Annotated in this window: 23 protein-coding genes; 17 read left to right on the forward strand and 6 right to left on the reverse strand. The window is 72.2% G+C overall.

Going from position 1 to position 21449, the window contains the following annotated elements; translation table 11 throughout:
• Nucleotides 1-63: 63 nt before the first annotated feature.
• From OG737_RS26590 to OG737_RS26600, 3 genes are read left to right on the forward strand one after another with little or no spacing between them, the layout of a single operon-like run.
• On the forward strand, nucleotides 64-504 hold the full coding sequence (locus OG737_RS26590) for a hypothetical protein (RefSeq protein ID WP_328928720.1): 441 nt from the start codon (nucleotides 64-66) through the stop codon (nucleotides 502-504).
• The gene (locus OG737_RS26595) at nucleotides 494-1690 is read left to right on the forward strand and encodes an MAB_1171c family putative transporter (protein ID WP_328928721.1); all 1197 of its coding nucleotides are present in this window, start codon (nucleotides 494-496) and stop codon (nucleotides 1688-1690) included. The genes OG737_RS26590 and OG737_RS26595 overlap by 11 nt, the downstream gene beginning before the upstream one ends.
• Nucleotides 1687-2472 carry an SDR family NAD(P)-dependent oxidoreductase gene (locus OG737_RS26600; RefSeq protein ID WP_405922073.1) on the forward strand — a complete coding sequence of 262 codons (786 nt, stop codon included), beginning with the start codon at nucleotides 1687-1689 and terminating at the stop codon, nucleotides 2470-2472. Before OG737_RS26595 ends, OG737_RS26600 begins: the two co-directional genes overlap by 4 nt.
• 73 nt (nucleotides 2473-2545) lie before the next feature.
• Here OG737_RS26600 and OG737_RS26605 read toward each other — a convergent pair whose 3' ends face one another.
• Together OG737_RS26605 and OG737_RS26610 are read right to left on the reverse strand one after the other, a co-directional pair.
• Nucleotides 2546-2806, reverse strand: coding sequence for a hypothetical protein (locus OG737_RS26605; protein WP_328928723.1), 261 nt, complete (start codon nucleotides 2804-2806; stop codon nucleotides 2546-2548).
• 321 nt (nucleotides 2807-3127) lie between these two features.
• Complete coding sequence (locus OG737_RS26610; RefSeq protein ID WP_328928724.1) at nucleotides 3128-4765, reverse strand: ABC-F family ATP-binding cassette domain-containing protein; 1638 nt, start codon at nucleotides 4763-4765, stop codon at nucleotides 3128-3130.
• A 103-nt stretch (nucleotides 4766-4868) separates the two neighbouring features.
• On the opposite strand from OG737_RS26610, the gene OG737_RS26615 reads away from it, so the two are divergent.
• Both OG737_RS26615 and OG737_RS26620 read left to right on the forward strand, forming a co-directional pair.
• Entirely contained in the window at nucleotides 4869-5825 is a 957-nt protein-coding gene (locus OG737_RS26615; protein WP_405922074.1) for a GlxA family transcriptional regulator, read from the forward strand.
• Between the two features lie 110 nt (nucleotides 5826-5935).
• Nucleotides 5936-6562: a DJ-1/PfpI family protein gene (locus OG737_RS26620; RefSeq protein WP_328928726.1), complete on the forward strand. Its 627-nt coding sequence runs from the start codon at nucleotides 5936-5938 to the stop codon at nucleotides 6560-6562.
• Here the strand turns inward: OG737_RS26620 and OG737_RS26625 are convergent.
• Nucleotides 6549-7337: an enoyl-CoA hydratase/isomerase family protein gene (locus OG737_RS26625; protein WP_328928727.1), complete on the reverse strand. Its 789-nt coding sequence runs from the start codon at nucleotides 7335-7337 to the stop codon at nucleotides 6549-6551. The two genes, OG737_RS26620 and OG737_RS26625, sit on opposite strands and share 14 nt — an antisense overlap.
• A 278-nt stretch (nucleotides 7338-7615) precedes the next feature.
• On the opposite strand from OG737_RS26625, the gene OG737_RS26630 reads away from it, so the two are divergent.
• On the forward strand, nucleotides 7616-8176 hold the full coding sequence (locus tag OG737_RS26630; RefSeq protein WP_328928728.1) for an ATP-binding protein: 561 nt from the start codon (nucleotides 7616-7618) through the stop codon (nucleotides 8174-8176).
• Nucleotides 8177-8212: 36 nt separating this feature from the next.
• On the opposite strand, the gene idi is transcribed toward OG737_RS26630, so the two are convergent.
• From idi to OG737_RS26645, 3 genes are all read right to left on the reverse strand, one after another.
• Entirely contained in the window at nucleotides 8213-8812 is a 600-nt protein-coding gene (idi, locus tag OG737_RS26635; RefSeq protein WP_328928729.1) for an isopentenyl-diphosphate Delta-isomerase, read from the reverse strand.
• 148 nt (nucleotides 8813-8960) lie between these two features.
• The gene (locus OG737_RS26640) at nucleotides 8961-10256 is read right to left on the reverse strand and encodes a GNAT family N-acetyltransferase (RefSeq protein WP_405922075.1); all 1296 of its coding nucleotides are present in this window, start codon (nucleotides 10254-10256) and stop codon (nucleotides 8961-8963) included.
• Between the two features lie 419 nt (nucleotides 10257-10675).
• Nucleotides 10676-10813 (reverse strand): hypothetical protein, encoded by a 138-nt coding sequence (locus OG737_RS26645; RefSeq protein WP_328928731.1) that lies wholly within the window; start codon nucleotides 10811-10813, stop codon nucleotides 10676-10678.
• Between OG737_RS26645 and OG737_RS26650 the strand changes: the two genes are divergently transcribed.
• The 11 genes from OG737_RS26650 to hpnE all read left to right on the forward strand — a co-directional run bounded on the left by OG737_RS26650 (nucleotide 10790) and on the right by hpnE (nucleotide 21443).
• On the forward strand, nucleotides 10790-12415 hold the full coding sequence (locus OG737_RS26650) for a DUF5941 domain-containing protein (protein WP_328928732.1): 1626 nt from the start codon (nucleotides 10790-10792) through the stop codon (nucleotides 12413-12415). The genes OG737_RS26645 and OG737_RS26650 overlap by 24 nt on opposite strands.
• Complete coding sequence (locus OG737_RS26655; RefSeq protein WP_328928733.1) at nucleotides 12412-13164, forward strand: phosphocholine cytidylyltransferase family protein; 753 nt, start codon at nucleotides 12412-12414, stop codon at nucleotides 13162-13164. The genes OG737_RS26650 and OG737_RS26655 overlap by 4 nt, the downstream gene beginning before the upstream one ends.
• Nucleotides 13152-14213: an iron-containing alcohol dehydrogenase family protein gene (locus OG737_RS26660; protein WP_328928734.1), complete on the forward strand. Its 1062-nt coding sequence runs from the start codon at nucleotides 13152-13154 to the stop codon at nucleotides 14211-14213. The genes OG737_RS26655 and OG737_RS26660 overlap by 13 nt, the downstream gene beginning before the upstream one ends.
• Nucleotides 14191-14970 (forward strand): CDP-alcohol phosphatidyltransferase family protein, encoded by a 780-nt coding sequence (locus OG737_RS26665; RefSeq protein WP_328928735.1) that lies wholly within the window; start codon nucleotides 14191-14193, stop codon nucleotides 14968-14970. The genes OG737_RS26660 and OG737_RS26665 overlap by 23 nt, the downstream gene beginning before the upstream one ends.
• Before the next feature lie 8 nt (nucleotides 14971-14978).
• Nucleotides 14979-15851 (forward strand): glycosyltransferase family 2 protein, encoded by an 873-nt coding sequence (locus OG737_RS26670; protein WP_405922452.1) that lies wholly within the window; start codon nucleotides 14979-14981, stop codon nucleotides 15849-15851.
• Nucleotides 15852-15946: 95 nt separating this feature from the next.
• Nucleotides 15947-16876, forward strand: a complete 930-nt coding sequence (locus OG737_RS26675; RefSeq protein ID WP_328928736.1) for an ABC transporter permease — start codon at nucleotides 15947-15949, stop codon at nucleotides 16874-16876.
• Nucleotides 16869-17651, forward strand: a complete 783-nt coding sequence (locus OG737_RS26680) for an ABC transporter ATP-binding protein (RefSeq protein ID WP_328928737.1) — start codon at nucleotides 16869-16871, stop codon at nucleotides 17649-17651. The genes OG737_RS26675 and OG737_RS26680 overlap by 8 nt, the downstream gene beginning before the upstream one ends.
• Before the next feature lie 345 nt (nucleotides 17652-17996).
• Nucleotides 17997-18926: a squalene synthase HpnC gene (gene hpnC / locus OG737_RS26685; protein WP_328928738.1), complete on the forward strand. Its 930-nt coding sequence runs from the start codon at nucleotides 17997-17999 to the stop codon at nucleotides 18924-18926.
• Nucleotides 18923-19873 carry a presqualene diphosphate synthase HpnD gene (gene hpnD / locus OG737_RS26690; protein WP_405922076.1) on the forward strand — a complete coding sequence of 317 codons (951 nt, stop codon included), beginning with the start codon at nucleotides 18923-18925 and terminating at the stop codon, nucleotides 19871-19873. The genes hpnC and hpnD overlap by 4 nt, the downstream gene beginning before the upstream one ends.
• Nucleotides 19873-20055 (forward strand): hypothetical protein, encoded by a 183-nt coding sequence (locus OG737_RS26695; protein WP_405677544.1) that lies wholly within the window; start codon nucleotides 19873-19875, stop codon nucleotides 20053-20055. Before hpnD ends, OG737_RS26695 begins: the two co-directional genes overlap by 1 nt.
• On the forward strand, nucleotides 20052-21443 hold the full coding sequence (gene hpnE, locus OG737_RS26700) for a hydroxysqualene dehydroxylase HpnE (protein WP_328928741.1): 1392 nt from the start codon (nucleotides 20052-20054) through the stop codon (nucleotides 21441-21443). Before OG737_RS26695 ends, hpnE begins: the two co-directional genes overlap by 4 nt.
• Nucleotides 21444-21449 lie beyond the last annotated feature (6 nt).

The raw sequence follows: 21449 nt of genomic DNA on the forward strand, positions 1-21449 counted from the left end.
CACATGCCCCACCGGCAACTCAGCCTGCGTAAACGGTGCGAGAACATTATCGGCCATCTGGAATTGACCCACCCGTTTTCACTCGACGCGCTGTGTGGCCGAATAGCCGAGCAGCGCGGCCGTCCCATCCGGCTCCACCCGCTCCCCAAGGAGGCGGCGGAGTCCGGCGTCTGCGGACTGTGGGTCGGCACCGCCAGCGTCGACTACGTCTTCTACGAGGCGCAGACCACCCCGCTCCACCGGGAGCACATCGTGCTCCACGAGCTCGGCCACATCCTCTTCGGCCACCACTCGCTGGAGGGCGAGGAGGCCGACGGAGGCGCCCCCACCGTGCTCGGGCGCACCAACTACACCACCCGCCAGGAGCAGGAGGCGGAGATGCTCGCCAGCATGATCCGCATCCGCACGGCGAACGCCGGCCCGCAGTCGGCCCTCCAGGCCAGGGGCACGCTCGCCCGGCTGGAGTCCGCCATGGGCTACGAGTGGGGCCACGATGGCAGCTGACCTGACCGCCTTCGGCAACTGGCTGTCGGTCCCCAGCGTGGTGTTCCTGTGGATCGCGGTCCTGCTGCGCGCCCCGGGCGCCCTGCGCTCCCGGCAGCAGCGCGGACTGTGGCTGGCCGTCGCCACCGCCGCCGCCGCGATGACGCTGAACCTCCCCGACGTCGTCGCCTACGCGATGAGACGCGAGGCCTCCTACGCCCACACCATCGGCATGATCCGCAACCTCACCGGCGTCCTCTCCGCCGGCGCGGTCCTCTACTTCGTGGCCTCCGCCACCGGCCGCCGCCGGCTCCAGCTCGCCTCCTGGGTGGCCACGGCGGGCTGGCTCACCACGCTGGTCGCGCTGGATCTGGCGTCGCCCGCGCACGGCACGCACACCATGCCGCCGGTCGGCGACCCGGTGCCCTCCCTCACCTACTGGCTGGTGCTGATCTCCGCGCACCTCACCGCCAACACCATCTGCGTCTCACTGTGCTGGCGCTACAGCCGCCGCACCGAGAGCCGGGGGCTGGCCGCCGGGCTGCGCCTCTTCGGCCTCGGGACCGCGCTCGCCGGCGTGTTCTGGTTCGCGTACCTGCTCAAGGCACTGTTCGGCAGCACCTGGGCGATGCCCGCCCTGCCACTGATCATGAACGTGCACGGCCTGCTGCGCGCCGCGGGCATCCTCGTGCCGACGCTGTTCACCTTCCGCCGCACCGCCGCCGACATCGTCACCGCGTGGCGGCTGTGGCCGCTGTGGCGCGACCTGGTCCAGGCCGTCCCGCACGTGGCCCTGAACAAGCCGCGGGCCGGGCGGGTGGTCGAGCTGCTGTGGCCGCCGGTCCCGCGCAACCTGCTGGTCTACCGCAAGGTCATCGAGACGCGCGACGCGATCCTGATCCTCGGGGAGTACGTCTCCCAGGGCGCCCTGGACCTCGCCCGCGGCCAGGTCGCCGGCCGCGGGGTCCCCGAGCAGCGCCGCACCGCGGCCGCGCTGGCCTCCGTACTGAAGGAGGCGCGGCGGACGAAACTCGACGGACTGCCCGGTCAGCCGGGCGAGACGGCCGGCCTGGAGCTGACCGTCGCGATCCAGACCTCCGACAAGAGCGGGGACCTGGCGGACGAGGCCCGCTTCCTCGTCGACGTCGCCCAGGAGTACACCGCACACCGTGACGTGTCCGACCGCCGGGAAGTGAAGCCGTCTTGACCACCGTACTGATCACCGGGGCCAGCGCCGGACTGGGCGCGGCCTTCGCCCGGGGCTTCGCCGCCAAGGGCTGCGGCCTGGTCCTCGTGGCCCGCGACAAGGACAGGCTGCGGTCCGTCGCCCGGGACCTCGGCCGGGAGTTCGGCACGGCGGTCGAGGTGCTGCCCGCCGACCTGCTCGACGAGGCGGGCCTCGCGGCGGTCGCCGAGCGGCTCGCCGACCGGGCCCGGCCCGTGGACATCCTGGTGAACAACGCGGGCTTCGGGCTGCCCGCGCCCTTCCCGTACAGCCCGGTCGAGGACGAGGAGCGGATGCTCGACCTGCTGGTCAAGGTCCCGCTGCGGCTCACCCACGCCGTGCTGCCGGGCCTGCGCGAGCGCCGCCGGGGCGCGGTGGTCAACGTCTCCTCGGTGGCCGGACTGCTGCCGACCGGCACGTACGGGGCCGCGAAGGCCTGGATCACCGCGTTCAGCGAGTCACTGCGGGTGGACATGGAACCGTACGGAGTCCGCGTGCTGGCGGTGGTCCCGGGCTTCACGCGCACCGAGTTCCAGGAACGCGCCGGGATGGACGTCAGCGCGCTGCGCGAGGCGGTCTGGCTGGAGCCGCAGGCCGTGGTGGACCAGGCGCTGCGGGACCTCGCGCTGCGCCGCCCGCTGAGCATCACGGGCCGCCGCTACAGGGCGTACGCGCTGGCGGTCCGCCATCTCCCGAGGGGCTTCGTGGCTCGCCGGATGGCCCGCACCCGGCGCGCCCCGGCAGACCGGCCGGACGAGCGCTGAAACCGCCGCGGCAGCCCGATGCGCGGCCCGGTTACCGGTCCGCGCAGGGCCTGCTGTGAAGGGGACGGATCAGCTACCAGCCGCCGTGTCCGCGACCGTGTCCTCCCCAACCGTTGTCGTCGTCATCGTCCCAGCCGCCGTGACGCCAGCCACTGTGGTGACCACCCCAGTCGTCGTCGTCATCGCCGCCGCAGCCGCCGCCGTTGACGTAGCTGACGTGCTGGGCCGGGGTTGCCGCCGAGGCGGTGCCCGCGGTGCCGAGTGCGGCTCCGCCGGCCAGCAGGAGACCGGCAGCGGAGGCCGCGAAAAGGCGCTTCGCTCGCTGTGCTTGCATGGGGATTCCCTTTCCTTCCACCCTCTCGCACCTCTGCGAGGTGTGCGGGGGCGGAACCGCGGCCGCCGAGGAAAAAACGTGCGGCACGGATCGGATACAGGGCCGCCGGAAATGCGGAAGCAGGTGTCCGGCCACGGTGCGGCTCGGACGCCACACGGTCCCGGAGCAGGCACGCGTCAGAGGTTCCACCCCTGCCGCCGCGAGACTCCGGCCATGGCGGTGTGCTCCGCGGTTGCGGCTCTCACCTACAAAGGCTAGTCGCGCACGCCCCGGTTGGCACCTCGGGAACGCAAAGTGCCGCCGACTGCCATTCCTGTCGGGCTAGAGCTCGGTGACCTTGCCGTCGGAGACCTGGAGGCGGCGGGTCACCGAGACGGCGTCCAGCATGCGGCGGTCGTGGGTGACCAGCAGGAGCGTGCCCTCGTACGCCTCCAGGGCCGACTCCAGCTGCTCGATCGCCGGGAGGTCGAGGTGGTTGGTCGGCTCGTCCAGCACCAGCAGGTTCACCCCGCGGCCCTGGAGCAGAGCCAGGGCGGCGCGGGTGCGCTCGCCCGGTGACAGGGTGGCCGCGGGGCGCAGGACGTGGGCCGCCTTGAGGCCGAACTTGGCCAGCAGGGTGCGGACTTCGGCCGGCTCGGTGTCCGGGACGGCCGCGCAGAAGGCCTCCAGCAGCGGTTCGTCGCCGAGGAACAGGCCGCGGGCCTGGTCGACCTCGCCGATCAGGACGCCGGAGCCGAGGGTGGCGGAGCCGGAGTCCGGCGCCAGTCGGCCGAGCAGGACGGCCAGCAGCGTGGACTTGCCCGCGCCGTTGGCCCCGGTGATCGCCACCCGGTCCGCCCAGTCGATCTGGAGGCTCGCCGGGCCCAGGCGGAAGTCCCCGCGCTTGACCGCGGCTTCGCGCAGGGTGGCCACCACCGAGCCTGAGCGCGGGGCCGCCGCGATCTCCATGCGCAGCTCCCACTCCTTGCGGGGCTCCTCGACGACCTCCAGCCGCTCGATCGCCCGCTGCGTCTGGCGGGCCTTGGCGGCCTGCTTCTCGCTGGACTCGCCGCGCAGGTTCTTGCCGATCTTGTCGTTGTCGCTCGCCTTGCGACGGGCGTTGCGTACGCCCTTGTCCATCCAGTTGCGCTGCATCTGGGCCCGGCCCTCAAGGGCGGACTTCTTGCCCGCGTACTCCTCGTACTCCTCGCGGGCGTGGTCGCGGGAGCGCTCGCGCTCCTCCAGGTAGGCGTCATAGCCGCCGCCGAAGAGGTTGATCTGCTGCTGGGCCAGGTCGAGTTCGAGGACCTTGGTGACGGTCCGCGTCAGGAACTCGCGGTCGTGACTGATCACGACGGTGCCCGCGCGCAGCCCCTTGACGAACCGCTCCAGCCGCTCCAGACCGTCCAGGTCCAGGTCGTTGGTGGGTTCGTCGAGCAGGAAGACGTCGTAGCGGGACAGCAGCAGCGAGGCGAGGCCCGCGCGGGCCGCCTGGCCACCGGACAGCGCCGTCATGGGCAGGTCCAGGCCGACCGTGAGGCCGAGCTCGGCGGCGACCTCCTCGGACCGCTCGTCGAGGTCGGCGCCGCCGAGGTCCAGCCACCTGTCCAGCGCGGTCGCGTACGCGTCGTCCGCGCCCGGCGTCCCGTCCACCAGCCCCTGCGTCGCCGCGTCGAGCTCCGCCTGCGCGGCGGCCACGCCCGTACGGCGCGCCAGGAAATCCCGTACCGACTCGGCGGCCCGGCGCTCCGGCTCCTGCGGGAGGTGCCCCACGGCGGCGGTGGGCGGGGAGAGCCGCAGCTCACCGGTCTCGGGGGTGTCCAGCCCGGCGAGCAGGCGCAGCAGGGTGGACTTCCCGGCGCCGTTCACGCCGACCAGGCCGATGACGTCGCCGGGCGCGACGACGAGGTCGAGATCGGCGAAGAGCGTGCGCTCACCGTGCGCGGCGGTGAGCTTCTTGGCGACGAGGGTTGCAGTCATGATGGCCCGATCCTATCCGGGCGCGCACTGCCCCCAGGGGCATGGCCGGATAGGTGGGATGCACGGCATTGCGGCCACCGGACTTCCGTCACACCATGAGGCCATGTCGTTGCGAAACGTGCTCGTCCTCCTCTACGACGGGGTGCAGAGCCTGGACGTGACCGGGCCGGTCGAGGTGTTCTCCGCCGTGGCCCGGTTCCCCGGCCGACCGGGTTACGAGATCCGGACGGTGTCGCCGGGCGGCGCGCCCGTCCGCACGAGCAGCGGGCTGACCCTGATGCCGGACGGAGAGCTGGAGAGCGCCCGGCCGGGGAGGGGAACCACCCTGCTCGTGCCCGGTGGCCGGTACACGGCCGACTTCGAGCCCCGGATCACCGACTGGCTGCGCGCTCACGGGGGTGGCGCGCGGCGGCTGGTGTCCGTGTGCACGGGCGGGCTGCTGCTCGCCGAGGCGGGACTGCTGGACGGGCGGCGGGCGACGACGCACTGGTACGTGTGCGAGCAGATGGCACGGGACTACCCGGCCGTCGCGGTGGAGCCGGATCCCATCTACGTACGGGACGGGCCCGTGGCCACCTCGGCCGGGGTCACGGCGGGCATCGACCTCGCGCTCGCGCTGGTGGAAGAGGACCATGGGCGGGACGTGGCGCTCACGATCGCCCGGCACCTGGTGGTGTTCCTGCGCAGGCCCGGCAACCAGGCCCAGTTCAGCGCGCAGCTGGAGGCGCAGACGGCGCGGCGGGAGCCGTTGCGGGACGTGCAGCAGTTCATCACCGAGCATCCGGGCGGGGACCTGAGCGTCGAGGCGCTGGCCGCCCGGGCCAGGCTGTCGCCGCGGCACTTCTCGCGCGCCTTCCAGGCGGAGACGGGGGCGACGCCGGGTCGCTACGTCGAGCGGGTGCGGGTCGAGCACGCGCGGCGCCTGCTGGAGGACAGCCGCGAGGGCGTCGCCCAGATCTCCCGGGCGTGCGGCTACGGCACGCCCGAGGCGCTGCGCCGGGCCTTCGTGAAGACCCTGGGCCAGTCCCCGGCCGAGTACCGCCGCCGCTTCGGCGCCTGACCTCGGCACGCCCCGTACCCGGGGCCGCGCCCGGCCCCGGTCCGGGCGCGCGCCGACAGACCTGCCGTCCCCGGCCGGGGGCGGCGCCGATCGACCGCTCCGGAGGAGCCATGCAGATCGCCGTACTGCTCTACGACCGCTTCACCGCCCTCGACGCCATCGGGCCCTTCGACACGCTCGGCCGCCTCCAGGGCGCCGAGACCGTGTTCGTGTCCGAGCGTCCCGGGCCCGTGCGGACCGACAACGGGTCGCTCGCCCTCGTCGCCGACAAGGCGCTCCACGAGGTGACCCGGCCCGACATCGTCGTCGTGCCCGGCGGACCGCATCCCGAGATCGAGATGAAGAATCCCGCGGTCCTCGACTGGCTGCGGGCCGTCGACGCCACCACCACCTGGACGACGTCCGTCTGCACAGGCTCCCTGCTGCTGGCCGCCGCCGGGCTGCTCGACGGGCGGCGGGCCGCGAGCCACTGGCTGTTCCTGGACCAGCTGCCGCGGTTCGGGGCCGAGCCCACCGGGGAGCGGGTGGTGTCCGACGGGAAGTACGTCACCGCCGCGGGTGTCTCCGCCGGGATCGACATGGGCCTCACCCTGCTGGGCAGGATCGCCGGGGACGAGTACGCCCAGACCGTCCAGCTGATGACCGAGTACGACCCCCAGCCGCCCTACGACGCGGGCTCCCCGGCCAAGGCCCCGGTCGAGATGGTCGCGCGACTGCGGGCGGTCAGTCCTCTGTAGGCAGGCCTTGCGCGCGCAGGCCCTCCGTCGGCCAGCGGAAGTCGGGTGCCCGGCGCTCCAGGAACGCGGCGACGCCCTCCGCGGTGTCGCCGCTTCCGGCCGCCTGCGCCGCCCAGTACCCGTCGCGGTCCGTCCGCCCGTCCGCGAACTCCTTGGCCGCGGCCTGGGTGAGCTGCGAGCGCGAGACCAGTACGCGCGTGAACTCGGCCACCCGCTTGTCCAGTTGGCCGGCCGGCAGCAGCTCGTCGAGGAAGCCGGTCCGCAGCGCCCGGTCCGCGTCGATCAACTCCGCCGAGAAGAGGAGGTACTTGGCGGCGGCCGGGCCGACCAGGGCCGTCAGCCGCCTGGTGGAGGAGGCCGGGTAGACGATGCCCAGCTTCGCCGGGGTCACCCCGTACGACGACCCCTCCTCCGCGAACCGAAGATCGCAGGCCGCGGCCAGCTGGCTGCCGCCGCCCACGCAGAACCCGCGGATCGCCGCCAGCGTCGGCTTCGGGAAGGCGGCCAGCGCATCCTCCGCGGCGACGGCGAGTGCCTGCGGCTCGTCGTTCCCGGTCAGCGAGGAGATGTCCGCGCCCGCGCAGAAGGTCGGTCCCGCGCCGGTCAGGACGAGGACCCGTACGGCGGGGTCGGCCGCCAGGTCCGCCAGCAGCTCGGGCAGGGCCCGCCACATCGCGGCCGTCATGGCGTTCCGCTTGGCGGGGTGGGAGATGACGACGGTGGCGACCCCGTCGGCGACCGTGTGCAGGAGGGCTGCGTCCCGGGCTGCGTCCATGCGCCGGATGCTATCCCGGGCCGTCGATCGGGCCGCCGACCGGGTGGCCACGGGCACGGGGCCCGGGGCATCCTGGGGCTGGTCAGGGAAGACGGGACGCCGGGCGGAGGCGGACACGGCGGAGATGGCGCGCGAGGCGGCCGGGAAACATCCCGTGGAAAATCAGGAACGGTCGAACAACTGACTCTGTCATACGCCAGCGGTCAGAATGTGTCCGAATCACGCTGACTTATGGTCAGCGGTCCGGTCCCGACCAGCCCGTTACCCACTCTGGACGCGTGGAGACGATCGAGCGCGAAGACGGGGGACGGAAGATGGATGTCAGCGGGAACGTCCCGCCAGCCAGGGAGGGGGAGCCGGAGGCTCCGGCCGACCCCCTCGCGTACGAGGGAGTGTGGCGGTTCACCGCTCCCGCCGTAGAAGAATCCGTTCCGCAGGCTCGCCGTGCGGTCCGGGACCTCCTCGGGCGCCAAGGCGTGCCCGCCCAGCAGGACCTCGTGTACGCGCTCCTGCTGATCGTCTCCGAACTGGTGACGAACTCGGTCCGGCACGCCGCCCTGCTCTCCCCGGAGGTCGCGGTCGAGGTCGCGATCGGCCGGGAGTGGGTACGGGTGGCCGTCGAGGACAACCACCCGTACCGGCCCAAGGCGCTGGAGGCCGATTTCGGCCAGACCGGCGGCCGGGGTCTGCTCCTGGTACGGGAGATCACGCGGGAGGCGGGCGGGGTCTGCGACGTCGAGCACACCTCGACCGGCGGCAAGGTCATCTGGGCGGCCCTGCCGATCACCGCACCGGCCGCTCCCGCCCCTGCCCCGGCCTCCGCGACCCCGGCCGGCTGACCGGAGTACGGCCGTACCGACGTACCGATGCAGGGGCTACCAGCCCGCGGCTTCACCGGTCAGCTCGCGGATCGCGGGCCGCGCCGCGTCCAGCACGGTCATGAACCAGGCCGAGAACGGCACTTCGGCATGCCGCTTCGCCAATTCCTCGGCGGTGACGAAGGCGGTGTCCCCGACCTCCTCCGGATCCGGCCGCAGAGCCGCCTGCGCGAGTCCCACGAACAGGTGGTTGTACTCCTGCTCCACCAGACCCGACGCCGGGTCCGGGTGGTTGTAGCGCACCGTTCCCGCCTCCGCGAGGAGCGAGGGCGACAGCCCCAGCTCCTCGTGGGTCCGCCGGGCCGCCGCCGCGAACGGCGACTCCCCGGGGTAGGGGTGACCGCAACAGGTGTTCGACCAGACGCCGGGGGAGTGGTACTTCCCGAGGGCCCGCTGCTGGAGCAGCAGACGCCCCTGCTCGTCGAAGAGGAACACGGAGAACGCCCGGTGCAACTGCCCGGGTGCCTGATGGGCGGAGAGTTTCTCCGCCGTGCCGATCGTGTTCCCGGACTCGTCGACCAGTTCGAGCATGATCGGTTCTTGGGTCCCGGTGCCGTTGGTCGCGCTGTTCGCGGCGGTGGCTGGTGTGGTCGGCATACCCATCCTTCGCTTCGGACTCGGCCTTCAGTCTGCCGTACAAAAGAGGCTTGTCCCCACTTCGGAGATCCGCGCATGTCCGCCCCCGCCGCGTGATATGCGACGGGGGCGGATCACTTCGCGTCACGGCGCCCGCCGCGCCCCCGCGTCAGACTCCGAACGGGGCCGGGTACCTGATCGTGCCCGTCGGCACCGGGACGGAATCGTCCAGGACCAGCGCCATCATCGCCTCGTCGGGCACCTCGAAGGGCGCCCTGATCCCGAAGCGCGAGGCCGGCACGAAACCGAAGCGCGGGTAGTACTCCGGGTGTCCCAGCACCAGGACCAGGGACTCCCCGCGCTCCTTCGCCGCCGCGAGCAGTGCCCGTACGACCGAGCTGCCCGCGCCCGAGCGCTGGAACGCAGGATCGGCGGCCACCGGGGCGAGCGCGAGCGCCCGTACCCCGTCGACCTCGCACACGGTGAGCAGGGCGTGCGCGGCCACCGACCCGTCGGGGCCCTCGGCCACGTACGACAGCCCGGGCACCCAGGAGGTGTCGGTGCGCAGCGCGTCCACGAGATCCGCCTCCAGCGGGGTCCCGAACGCCGCCAGGTTGACGTCGCGTACGGCGGCCACGTCGGCCGCCGTCTCCGGGCGGACGGGCCAGGCGCCGCCGTCGCCCGCAGTCACCGGGCGCAGGACGTAGCCCGTGTACCCGTACTCGTGCCCGTGGCGGGCCCGCACGTCGAGCTCCTCGCGGGTGGCGGCCAGCGCGGCCTCCATCGCGGGGTTCGGGGCGGATCCGTCGTGGGAACGGGCGCGGACCCGCTCGGCGAGCGGGCCGTAGTACTCGGCCCAGTCGGAGTCGGGCAGGTGGTGCACGCCGAGCACCTGGTACCCCGAAGCCTGGGCGGCTGCGACGGTGCCCGCGGTGGTGCGCAGCGGACACTCCTCGTCCCAGAAGGCGCGGGCGCCCGCGGACGGCTCCTCGACGGTCCACTCGCACTCGGTCAGCACGATCGTGCCGCCGGGGGCGAGCAGCCGGCGCCACCGCGCCAGCGCGGTGGCGAAGCCGATGAGGTAGGCGGAGCCCTCGGCCCAGACGAGGTCGAAGGAGCCGTCCTCGAAGTCCTCGCGGGGGAGTGCGCCCATGTCCGCCGTGACGGTGCGGACGCGATCGGCGAGTCCGCGGGCCTCGGCGGCCGTACGGAGCTCTTCGAGGAACGGCTCGTACAGGTCGACGGCGGTCACCTCGGCGCCGCCGGATCCGGGACGTCCCGCCTCGGCCGCGAGCAGCAGGGCGCTGCGGCCCGGACCGCAGCCGAGGTCGAGGACGCGCGGCCGCTCGGGCAGGGGTCCGCACAGGGACAGCAGGTGCCGGGTGCTCGCGTCGGAACCGGGAGCCTGCCGGGGCAGGCCGCGGTGCAGGGTGAAGAAAGCCTCAATGAAAGTGGTGTCGGTCAACGTGAACCCTTGAACGGGGGCTCCGGCCGACGAGGCCGTTCAGCGCGCGGAGCGCGTGATCAGGCCCGGCCGGACGCCCGGAGGAAATGGGGGATGCACCGGAGTTCGCCGCGCATGGCCGCGATCACTACGACGGTCATCAACCCACCTCTTCCACTCGACACGATCAGGGGCGTGTCCACCGTAACATCGACGCTGTTTGTGGTATCGCGCCGTGATCGTCAATGATGATCACGCCCGGGCCCGGGCCGGGAATATTCGGCTTATCGGGGCGTAAACGGGTGGTGAACCCCTGCTTCCATTCATCCGATAGCCTCTGCCGACGTGTCGCCGCCCCCCAGTGGCGCCCGTTCGGAATCCGTTACAAGGAGTGAGTTCGTCTGCCGACCGTCATCCTCACCGGCCTGCCGGTCCCCGGATCACCGCTCGCTGACGAGCTGCGCTCCCTCGGCTTCGACGTCCGGCCCGCCGCCGGTCCCGAGGACACCGCCGCCGCGCTGGCCGCCGTACCCGCCGACCAGCGGGTGGCCGTCGTGGACAGCGCCTTCGTCGGGCACGTGCACGCGCTGCGCCTCGCGCTGACCGACCCGCGCTTCGACGCCTGCGCGGTCACCGGCGCACTCGCCGTCCAGTCCGGCGCCCGCGAGGCCCTCGACAAGGCCGTGGCCGACGCCCCCGCGGGCACCGGCCCCTACGCGGACCGGCTCGCCGCCGCGGTCGAGGCCTCCGGGACCGCCGTCCAGCGCCCCGAGCTCGGCACCCTCGTCGCCACCGTCCCCGCCACCGCGGCGGACCGGGACGCGGCGAGCGCCGCCGTCGCCGCCGTCGACGACGAGGCCGTCCGCCTGCGGACCGCCGTGAAGTCCCGCGACGGCTTCTTCACCACCTTCTTCATCAGCCCGTACTCGCGCTACATCGCCCGCTGGTGCGCGCGCCGCGGCCTGACCCCGAACCAGGTCACCACCGCTTCGCTGGTCACCGCGCTGATCGCGGCCGGCTGCGCCGCCACCGGCGAGCGCTGGGGCTACGTCGCGGCCGGTGTGCTGCTCCTCGTCTCCTTCGTCCTGGACTGCACCGACGGGCAGCTGGCCCGCTACTCGCTCCAGTACTCGACGATGGGCGCCTGGCTCGACGCGACCTTCGACCGCGCGAAGGAGTACTCCTTCTACGCGGGCCTCGCGCTCGGCGCGGCCAGGAACGGCGACGACGTGTGGGGGCTCGCGCTCGGCGCCATGATCCTCATGACCTGCCGGCACGTCGTGGACTTCTCCTTCAACGAGGCCAACCACGACGCGACCGCCAATACGAGTCCCACGGCGGCCCTGTCGGACAAGCTCGACAGCGTCGGCTGGACGGTCTGGGCCCGGCGGATGATCATCCTGCCGATCGGTGAGCGCTGGGCGATGATCGCGGTCCTGACCGCCTTCACCACCCCCCGGATCGTCTTCTACGCCCTGCTGGTCGGCTGCGCCTTCGGCGCGCTCTACACCACCGCCGGCCGGGTCCTGCGCTCGCTGACGCGCAAGGCCACACGCACCGACCGGGCCACCCAGGCCCTCGCGGACCTCGCCGACTCCGCCGTGCTCGCCTGGACCGGCCCGGCCCGTCCCACGAAGCGGCGGCCGAACTACGAAGCGGTGGTCCTGGCCCTGGCCGGCTCCGTGCTGATGGTCGGCGGGGCCGTGGTCCGCGACTTCGGCGCCACCTGGCTGATCGGGACCGCCGCGGGCTACGTCTTCTTCGCCGGCGCCGCCGTCTCCGGTCCCCTCAGGGGCCCCCTCGACTGGCTCGTCCCGCCGCTCTTCCGGTTCGCCGAGTACGTGACCGTCCTCGCGCTCGCCGCCAAGGCGGACGTGCCCGGAGCCCTTCCCGCCGCATTCGGACTGGTCGCGGCGGTCGCCTACCATCACTACGACACGGTCTACCGCATCCGTGGTGGTTCGGGCGCGCCGCCGCACTGGCTGGTGCGGACGACCGGCGGTCACGAGGGCCGGGTCCTGCTGACCGTGGTCCTGTCCGTCGTCCTCGCCCGTGACGTGTTCCCCGTCGCGCTCACGGCCATGGCCGTGTTCGTGGCACTCGTGGTGCTCGTGGAGAGCATCCGATTCTGGGTCTCCTCCGGAGCACCCGCCGTACATGACGAAGGAGAACCAGCATGATCGGCCTTGTACTCGCTGCCGGTGCCGGACGCCGTCTGCGTCCCTACACCGACACCCTGCCCAAGGCCCTCGTGCCCGTCGGTCCCCAGGGCGACGAGGAGAGCATCACGGTTCTCGACCTCACCCTCGGCAACTTCGCCGAGGTCGGCCTCACCGAGGTCGCCATCGTCGTCGGCTACCGCAAGGAAGCCGTGTACGCGCGCCGGGAGGCCCTGGAGGCCAAGTACGGCGTCAAGATCACGCTGATCGACAACGACAAGGCCGAGGAGTGGAACAACGCCTACTCCCTGTGGTGCGCGCGTGAGGTCCTCAAGCAGGGTGTGATCCTCGCCAACGGCGACACCGTCCACCCGGTCTCCGTCGAGAAGACCCTGCTCGCCGCCCGCGGCAACGGCCAGAAGATCATCCTCGCCCTCGACACGGTCAAGAACCTGGCCGACGAGGAGATGAAGGTCGTCACCGCCGACGGGAAGGGCGTCCAGAAGATCACGAAGCTGATGGACCCGGCCGACGCGACGGGCGAGTACATCGGTGTCACCCTCATCGAGGCCGAGGCCGCCGAGCAGCTGGCCGACGCGCTGAAGACCACCTTCGAGCGCGACCCCGACCTCTACTACGAGGACGGCTACCAGCAGCTGGTCAACGACGGATTCACCATCGACGTGGCACCCATCGGCGACGTCAAGTGGGTCGAGATCGACAACCACGACGACCTCGCCAAGGGCCGGACGATCGCATGCCAGTACTGACGAGGCTCATCCCCTCGCCCCTCGTCGTCGACATCAGTCGCGGCGCGATGGACGACCTGGCCGGCCTCCTGGCCGACCAGCGGATCTCCGCGTCCGGCAAGCTGGCGATCGCGATCAGCGGCGGCTCCGGCGTCGCGCTGCGCGCCAAGCTGGAACCGGTACTTCCGCACGCCGACTGGTACGCCGTCGTCGACGGCACCATCGACTCCGCGGTCAAGCTGGCCGACGACATAAAGGGCCGCCGCTACGACGCCGTCGTGGGCCTGGGCGGCGGCAAGATCATCGACGTGGCGAAGTACGCCGCGGCGCGGGTCGGGCTGCCCATGGTGGCCGTCGCCACCAACCTCTCGCACGACGGCATCTGCTCGCCGGTGTCCATCCTGGACAACGACAACGGCCGCGGCTCCTACGGCGTCCCCACGCCGATCGCCATGGTGATCGACCTCGATGTGATCAAGGAAGCCCCCGTGCGGTTCATCCGCGCCGGCGTCGGCGACGCGATCTCCAACATCTCGGCCATCGCCGACTGGGAGCTCTCGCACGAGATCACCGGCGAGCCCGTCGACGGCCTGGCCGCCGCCATGGCCCGTACCGCCGGCCAGTCCGTGCTGCGCCACCCCGGCGGATGCGGCGACGACGAGTTCCTCACCGTGCTCTCCGAGGCGCTGGTCCTCACCGGCATCGCCATGTCGATCAGTGGGGACACCCGCCCGGCCTCCGGCGCCTGCCACGAGATCAGCCACGCCTTCGACCTGCTCTACCCGGGGCGCTCCGCGCTCCACGGCGAGCAGGTCGGCCTCGGCGCCGCCTTCGCGATGCACCTGCGCGGGGCCGAGGAGCAGTCCGGCCTCTTCGTCGAGGTGCTGCGCCGGCACGGCCTGCCGGTGGCCCCGGAGGAGATCGGCTTCAGCATCGACGAGTTCGTCACGGCCGTCGAGTACGCCCCCCAGACCCGCCCGGGACGCTTCACGATCCTGGAGCACCTCAACCTGTCCGCAGCCGAGATCAGGGACGCTTACGCCGACTATGCCAAGACCATCCGTAGCTGAACTCCGGCCCGTCGTACACCCGGCGGGCGTCAAGGACCGGGTCAGCGGCGAGCACTGGGGCGGGCGCCTCTACATGCGCGAGATCTCCCTGCGCATCACCCGCTACCTGGTCACCACCAAGGTCACGCCCAACCAGCTGACCTACGTGATGACCCTGGCCGGTGTCCTCGCCGCCCCGGCCCTGCTGGTGCCGGGCATCTGGGGCGCCGTCCTCGGCGTCGTCATGGTCCAGCTGTACCTGCTGCTCGACTGCGTCGACGGCGAGGTCGCCCGCTGGAAGAAGCAGTTCTCGCTCTCCGGCGTGTACCTGGACCGGGTCGGCGCCTACCTGTGCGACGCGGCGGTGCTGGTCGGCTTCGGCCTGCGCGCCGCCGACCTGTGGGGCACCGGGCCGGTCGACTGGCTGTGGGCGTTCCTGGGGACCCTCGCGGCACTCGGCGCGATCCTGATCAAGGCCGAGACCGACCTCGTCGGTGTCGCCCGCCACCAGGCGGGGAAGCCGGTGGTCAAGGACGCGGCGGCCGAGCCGCGCTCGTCCGGCATGGCGCTCGCGCGCCGGGCCGCTGCCGCGCTGAAGTTCCACCGCCTGGTCCTGGGCATCGAGGCCTCGCTGCTCATCCTGGTGCTGGCCGTCGCGGACCAGATCCGCGGCGACCTGTTCTGGTCCCGCGTCGGTGTGGCCGTCCTCGCCGGCATCGCGCTGCTCCAGACCGTGCTGCACCTGGTGTCGATCCTGGCCTCCAGCAGGCTCAAGTGAGTACGCCGATGCGGCTGGGCGCCGTGATCATCACCATGGGCAACCGCCCCGACGACCTGAAGGCCCTGCTCGACTCGGTGGCCCGTCAGGAGGGCGATCCGGTCGAGGTCGTCGTCGTGGGCCAGGGCGTCGAGGTCACCGGCCTGCCCGAGGGCGTGCGCTCCGTCTCGCTGCCCGAGAACCTGGGCATCCCCGGCGGGCGCAATGTCGGCATCGAGGCCTTCGGCCCCGGCGGCTCCGACGTGGACGCGCTGCTCTTCCTGGACGACGACGGTCTGCTGGAGCGCGCCGACACCGCCGAGCTGTGCCGGCAGGCCTTCGCCGAGGACGCGCGGCTCGGCATCGTCAGCTTCCGGATCGCCGACCCTGAGACCGGCATCACTCAGCGCCGCCACGTGCCCCGGCTGCGCGCCTCGGACCCGATGCGCTCCTCCCGCGTGACCACCTTCCTGGGCGGCGCGAACGCCGTGCGCACCAAGGTGTTCGAGCAGGTCGGGGCACTTCCGGCGGACTTCTTCTACGCGCACGAGGAGACCGACCTGGCCTGGCGGGCCCTCGACGCCGGGTGGTCGATCGACTACCGAGCGGACATGGTGCTGCTGCACCCGACGACCGCCCCCTCCCGGCACGCCGTTTACCACCGTATGGTGGCCCGTAATCGTGTGTGGCTCGCCCGCCGCAACCTGCCCGCTCCTCTGGTCCCGGTCTACCTGGGCGTCTGGCTCCTGCTGACGCTCCTGCGCAAGCCCTCGGGACCGGCGTTGAAGGCCTGGTTCGGCGGTTTCAGGGAGGGGTGGACGACTCCCTGCGGTCCCCGCCGCCCGATGAGATGGCGTACGGTCTGGCGGTTGACCCGTCTGGGCCGACCACCTGTCATCTGACCAGCCCGCGTCTGCGAACATGACGCGATCATGGGCCTCGTGCCACTGGCCTGATGCCCGACCTGGCCGCATCTTGAAGACGAAAGTTTCAACTTGTGAGTGACACAACCCACGACGGCGCCCTTGCCACGAGCAAGCCGCCGTCCGCCGACGCGGGGCTGAGCGCCGCGGAGCTCGCCAGGAAGTACGGCCTCTCGGTGAGCGGCGCCCGGCCCGGTCTGGGCGAGTACGTGCGCCAGCTCTGGGGCCGACGCCACTTCATCATGGCGTTCTCCCGGGCCAAGCTGGTCGCGCAGTACAGCCAGGCGAAGCTCGGCCAGGTCTGGCAGGTGGCGACCCCACTGCTGAACGCCCTGGTCTACTGGCTGATCTTCGCGCTGATCCTCAAGGCGGACCGCGGCATGCCGAAGGGGGTCTACATCCCCTTCCTGGTGATCGGCATCTTCGTCTTCACCTTCACCCAGAGCTCGCTGATGGCAGGTGTCCGGGCGATCCCCGGGAACCTCGGCCTGGTCCGAGCGCTGCACTTCCCGCGGGCCTCCCTGCCGATCTCCTTCTCGATGCAGCAGCTCCAGCAGCTGCTCTACTCGATGATCGTCGTGTTCGTGGTCGTGATGGCCTTCGGGAACTTCCCGCGGCTGTCCTGGCTGCTGGTCATCCCCGTGCTCGTGCTGCAGTTCGTCTTCAACACCGGCCTCGCCATGATCTTCGCGCGGATGGGCTCCAAGACCCCCGACCTCGCGCAGCTGATGCCGTTCGTCACCCGTACGTGGATGTACGCCTCCGGCGTCATGTTCTCGATCAGCACGATGCTCCACGACAGGCCGGCCTGGATCGCGGACGCGCTCCAGTGGAACCCGGCGGCGATCTACATGGACCTGATCCGGTTCGCGCTGATCGACAAGTACGGCGCGGAGAACCTGCCGCCGCACGTCTGGGCGTTCGCGGTCGGCTGGGCCGTCGTGATCGGCCTCGGCGGGTTCGTGTACTTCTGGAAGGCTGAGGAGCGTTACGGCCGTGGCTGAGAACACCCAGGGACGCATTCCCACCGTCATCGCGGACGGCGTCCACATCGTCTACCGCGTCAACACCGGCAGCTCCGGCAAGGGCAGCGCCACCGCGGCGCTGAGCAAGATAATGCGCCGGGGCAAGGGCGACGCGCCGGGCGTCCGCCGTGTCCACGCCGTACGCGGGGTCTCCTTCACCGCGTACCGGGGCGAGGCGATCGGCCTCATCGGCTCGAACGGCTCCGGCAAGTCGACCCTGCTGCGCGCCATCGCGGGCCTCCTGCCCTGCGAGGAGGGCAAGGTCTACACCGACGGCCAGCCGTCGCTGCTGGGCGTGAACGCGGCGCTGATGAACGACCTCACCGGCGAGCGCAACATCGTCCTCGGCGGTCTCGCAATGGGCATGAGCCGCGAGCAGATCAAGGAGCGCTACCAGGACATCGTCGACTTCTCGGGCATCAACGAGAAGGGCGACTTCATTTCCCTGCCGATGCGCACCTACTCCTCCGGTATGGCGGCGCGACTGCGCTTCTCCATCGCGGCGGCCAAGGACCACGACGTCCTGATGATCGACGAGGCGCTGGCCACCGGTGACCGCAGCTTCCAGGTGCGTTCCGAGAACCGCATCCGCGAACTGCGGGAGAAGGCCGGCACGGTCTTTCTGGTGAGCCACAACAACAAGTCCATCCGCGACACCTGTGACCGGGTGCTGTGGCTGGAAAAGGGCGAGCTCCTGATGGACGGACCCACGGAGGAAGTCGTCTCGGCATATGAGAAGGCGTCCAACGGCTGACGCGGATTCCGCACTCCGCGGCCGGACTTCCGAGGCCCCCTCCGCTCAGCGCGGCGGGGGCCTCGGCATGTCCCGGCATTTCCCCGGCGACATTCAGTGGCACTACGAATACCCGAGCGGCCCCGGCGGCGTTGTACAGCGTAAGCTGAAGCAGTCCTGAATCGCGGCAAGAGGGGACGATTCCCCGCAGGTGAACGGCCTGGGCGGCCCGGGTAAAACCCAGGCGGCGTGTCCGAAATAGGATGTATTGGGTCGGCAGTGTAGAACGGGAGATGTGACGGCAATGGCTACGGGAATTCTCCGGCCCCCAGGCACTACGGCCGTCCCCGCCCCAGGCGGCGGGCGGTGACCCCGGGGGACGGCATCCGCCCCCTGTCCGACACCGTCCACGCGCGCGCCACCCTCGGCAAGGCCGCGGCGGAGAACTTTCCCGTCGCCCCCGCATTCCTGCCCCGCGCCTGGCGGGACGGCCTGATGGCGGTCTACGGGTACGCCCGCCTCGTCGACGACATCGGCGACGGCGACCTGGCCCCCGGCGGACTCGACGCCGTGCTGCTGGGCCTCGACCCCGCCGCCGCCGACGACCCGCTCGCCATGCTCGACGCCGTCGAGGCCGACCTGCGGCGCGTGTTCGGCGGCCACGACGGCCCGCCGCGCCACCCGCTGATCCTGGCCCTCCAGCCCGTCGTCCGCGCCCACGGCCTCACCCCGGAGCCCTTCCTCGGGCTCATCGAGGCCAACCGCCAGGACCAGCGGGTCGCGCGGTACGAGACGTACGGAGACCTGCTCGCGTACTGCGAGCTCTCCGCCAACCCCGTGGGGCGCCTCGTGCTGTCCCTCACCGGCACCAGCACCCCCGAGCGGGTCCGCCGCTCCGACGCCGTCTGCACCGCCCTGCAGATCGCCGAACACCTCCAGGACGTCACCGAGGACCTCGGCCGGAACCGGATCTACCTTCCCGCCGAGGACATGCGGCGCTTCCGTGTCAGCGAGGCCGACCTCAAGGCGCCGAGCGCCGGCGCGTCCGTACGCTCCCTGGTCGCATTCGAAACTGAACGCGCACGCGAGCTCCTGAATGAAGGCACCCCGCTCGTGGGTAGCGTGCACGGCAGACTCCGGCTGCTGCTCGCGGGCTTCGTGGGGGGAGGGCGCGCCGCCCTGAACGCGATCACGGCCGCCGGTTTCGACGTGGCACCCGGCCCGCCCAAGCCCACCCGGAGCGGCCTGCTCCGCGAGGTGGTCGCCGTTCTGCGCACTGCGCCGAGAAAGGGGTGAGCCCCACCGTGGAGGGCCCCACACACGCGTCCGCTCAGGTCCTGGCGGCCTACAGCTACTGCGAAGCCGTCACCGGATCGCAGGCGCGCAACTTCGCGTACGGCATCCGGCTGCTGCCCACCGACAAGCGGCAGGCGATGTCCGCGCTGTACGCCTTCTCCCGGCGCGTCGACGACATCGGCGACGGCACGCTGGCGCCCGCCGCGAAACTGGCCCGGCTGGAGGAGACCCGCGCCCTCCTCGGCCGGATCCGCGCCGAGGAGATCGACGAGGACGACACCGACCCGGTCGCCGTCGCCCTCGCGCACGCCGCGCACCGGTTCCCGATCCCGCTCGGCGGCCTCGACGAACTCATCGACGGCGTCCTGATGGACGTGCGCGGCGAGACGTACGAGACCTGGGACGACCTCAAGGCATACTGCCGCTGCGTGGCCGGAGCCATCGGGCGGCTCTCGCTCGGCGTGTTCGGCGCGGCGCCGGGCGCGCCCGACTCCGCCCGCGCCGCGGACTACGCCGACACGCTCGGACTCGCCCTGCAACTCACCAACATCCTCAGGGACGTTCGCGAGGACGCAACCAACGGGCGCACCTACCTGCCAGCCGAGGACCTCGCCAAGTTCGGCTGCTCGGAAGGCTTCCACGGCGACCGGGCGCCCGCGGGATCCGACTTCGCCGGGCTCGTCCACCACGAAGTCCGCCGCGCCCGGGCCCTGTTCGCTGAGGGCTACCGGCTGCTGCCCATGCTGGACCGCCGCAGTGGCGCCTGCGTGGCCGCCATGGCCGGCATCTACCGGCGCCTCCTCGACCGCATCGAGCGGGAGCCGGAGGCGGTACTGCGGGGGCGGGTCTCGCTGCCGACCCACGAGAAGGCGTACGTCGCCGTGCGCGGCCTCTCGGGCCTCGACGCGCGGACGATCTCCCGCCAGAGCACCCGGAGGCGGGCCTGATGCCCCCGACCCCGGCCGCCCCGTCGGCCTTCGCCGTGCTCCAGCTCCGCCGCCCGGCCGCGCCCGCCGTCCTGCGGGCAACCGGCCGGCCCCTGGCCGCGTCTCTCCCGGCGGGCTCCGCCCCCGCGCGGGACCGGCAGTCCGGGCCGACGGGCGACCGCACCACCGGGGAGGGCTCATGAGCGGCAGCGACCACCGCACGGAGCAGCGCGCCGTCGTCATCGGCGGGGGACTCGCCGGGGTGACCGCCGCCCTCGAACTCGCCGACGCCGGGCTCAAGGTGACCCTGCTGGAGGGCCGCCCGCGGCTCGGCGGGCTCGCCTTCTCCTTCAAGCGCGGCGAACTCACCGTCGACAACGGCCAGCACGTCTACCTGCGCTGCTGCACCGCCTACCGGTGGTTCCTCGACCGCGTCGACGGCGCGCACCTCGCCCCCGTCCAGGACCGGCTCGACGTACCCGTCCTCGACGTCGCCCACCCCCGCGGCCCGCGCCTCGGGCGGCTGCGCCGCAGCGCCCTGCCCGTGCCCCTGCACCTGGCCGCCTCCCTGGCCCGCTACCCGCACCTGTCCCTCGCCGAGCGCGCGAGCGTCGGCCGCGCCGCCCTCGCGCTGCGCCGCCTCGACCCCGCCGACCCGGCGCTGGACGGCCTGGACTTCGCGACCTGGCTCGGCCGCTACGGCCAGTCCGCCCGGACCGTCGAAGCCCTGTGGGACCTCGTCGGCATCGCCACCCTCAACGCCACCGCCGATCAGTCCTCACTGGGCCTGGCCGCGATGGTCTTCAAGACCGGCCTGCTCTCCGAGAACGGCGCGGCCGACATCGGCTGGGCCCGCGTACCGCTCGGCGACCTGCACGACACGCTCGCCCGCAAGGCGCTCGACGCGGCCGGCGTACGGACCGAACTGCGCACCCGGGCCACCTGCGTCTCCCGCACGCCCGAAGGGAACTGGCGGGTCGACACCGAGGAGGAGCCCCTCGACGCGGGCACCGTCGTCCTCGCCGTCCCCCAGCGCGAGGCCCACGGGCTGCTCCCGCCCGGGGCGCTGGCCGACCCCGACAAGCTCCTCGACATCGGCACCGCGCCGATCCTCAACGTCCACGTCGTCTACGACCGCAAGGTGCTCAAGGCGCCGTTCTTCGCGGCGCTCGGCTCCCCCGTGCAGTGGGTCTTCGACCGCACCGACGCCTCCGGGCTCCCCGACGGCGGCCAGTACCTCGCGCTGTCCCAGTCCGTCGCCCAGGACGACATCGACGAGCCCGTCTCGGTGCTGCGCGCCAAGTACCTGCCCGAGCTGGAGCGGCTGCTGCCCGCCGCGCGCGGCGCCAAGGTGCGGGACTTCTTCGTCACCCGGGAGCGGACGGCCACCTTCGCCCCCACACCCGGCGTCGGCCGGCTGCGCCCCGGGGCGCGGACCGACACGCCGGGGCTTTATCTGGCCGGTGCGTGGACTGCCACCGGCTGGCCCGCGACCATGGAGAGCGCCGTCCGGAGCGGACTGAGCGCGGCACACGCCGCACTCGCCGCACTCGGCCGCCCCCGCGAACACCCTCTGCAGGAGGCGGCATGACCATCA

This window comes from Streptomyces sp. NBC_00122 (genome assembly GCF_045160845.1).
Classification (GTDB): Bacteria; Actinomycetota; Actinomycetes; order Streptomycetales; family Streptomycetaceae; genus Streptomyces.

Coding starts and splice junctions, on each gene's coding strand:
- OG737_RS26595 (WP_328928721.1), top strand. CDS start 494: ATGGCAGCTGACCTGACCGCCTTCGGCAACTGGCTGTCGGTCCCCAGC.
- OG737_RS26605 (WP_328928723.1), bottom strand. CDS start 2,806: ATGCAAGCACAGCGAGCGAAGCGCCTTTTCGCGGCCTCCGCTGCCGGT.
- OG737_RS26610 (WP_328928724.1), bottom strand. CDS start 4,765: ATGACTGCAACCCTCGTCGCCAAGAAGCTCACCGCCGCGCACGGTGAG.
- OG737_RS26615 (WP_405922074.1), top strand. CDS start 4,869: ATGTCGTTGCGAAACGTGCTCGTCCTCCTCTACGACGGGGTGCAGAGC.
- OG737_RS26620 (WP_328928726.1), top strand. CDS start 5,936: ATGCAGATCGCCGTACTGCTCTACGACCGCTTCACCGCCCTCGACGCC.
- OG737_RS26625 (WP_328928727.1), bottom strand. CDS start 7,337: ATGGACGCAGCCCGGGACGCAGCCCTCCTGCACACGGTCGCCGACGGG.
- idi (WP_328928729.1), bottom strand. CDS start 8,812: ATGCCGACCACACCAGCCACCGCCGCGAACAGCGCGACCAACGGCACC.
- OG737_RS26655 (WP_328928733.1), top strand. CDS start 12,412: ATGATCGGCCTTGTACTCGCTGCCGGTGCCGGACGCCGTCTGCGTCCC.
- OG737_RS26660 (WP_328928734.1), top strand. CDS start 13,152: ATGCCAGTACTGACGAGGCTCATCCCCTCGCCCCTCGTCGTCGACATC.
- OG737_RS26665 (WP_328928735.1), top strand. CDS start 14,191: ATGCCAAGACCATCCGTAGCTGAACTCCGGCCCGTCGTACACCCGGCG.
- OG737_RS26670 (WP_405922452.1), top strand. CDS start 14,979: ATGCGGCTGGGCGCCGTGATCATCACCATGGGCAACCGCCCCGACGAC.
- OG737_RS26695 (WP_405677544.1), top strand. CDS start 19,873: ATGCCCCCGACCCCGGCCGCCCCGTCGGCCTTCGCCGTGCTCCAGCTC.
- hpnE (WP_328928741.1), top strand. CDS start 20,052: ATGAGCGGCAGCGACCACCGCACGGAGCAGCGCGCCGTCGTCATCGGC.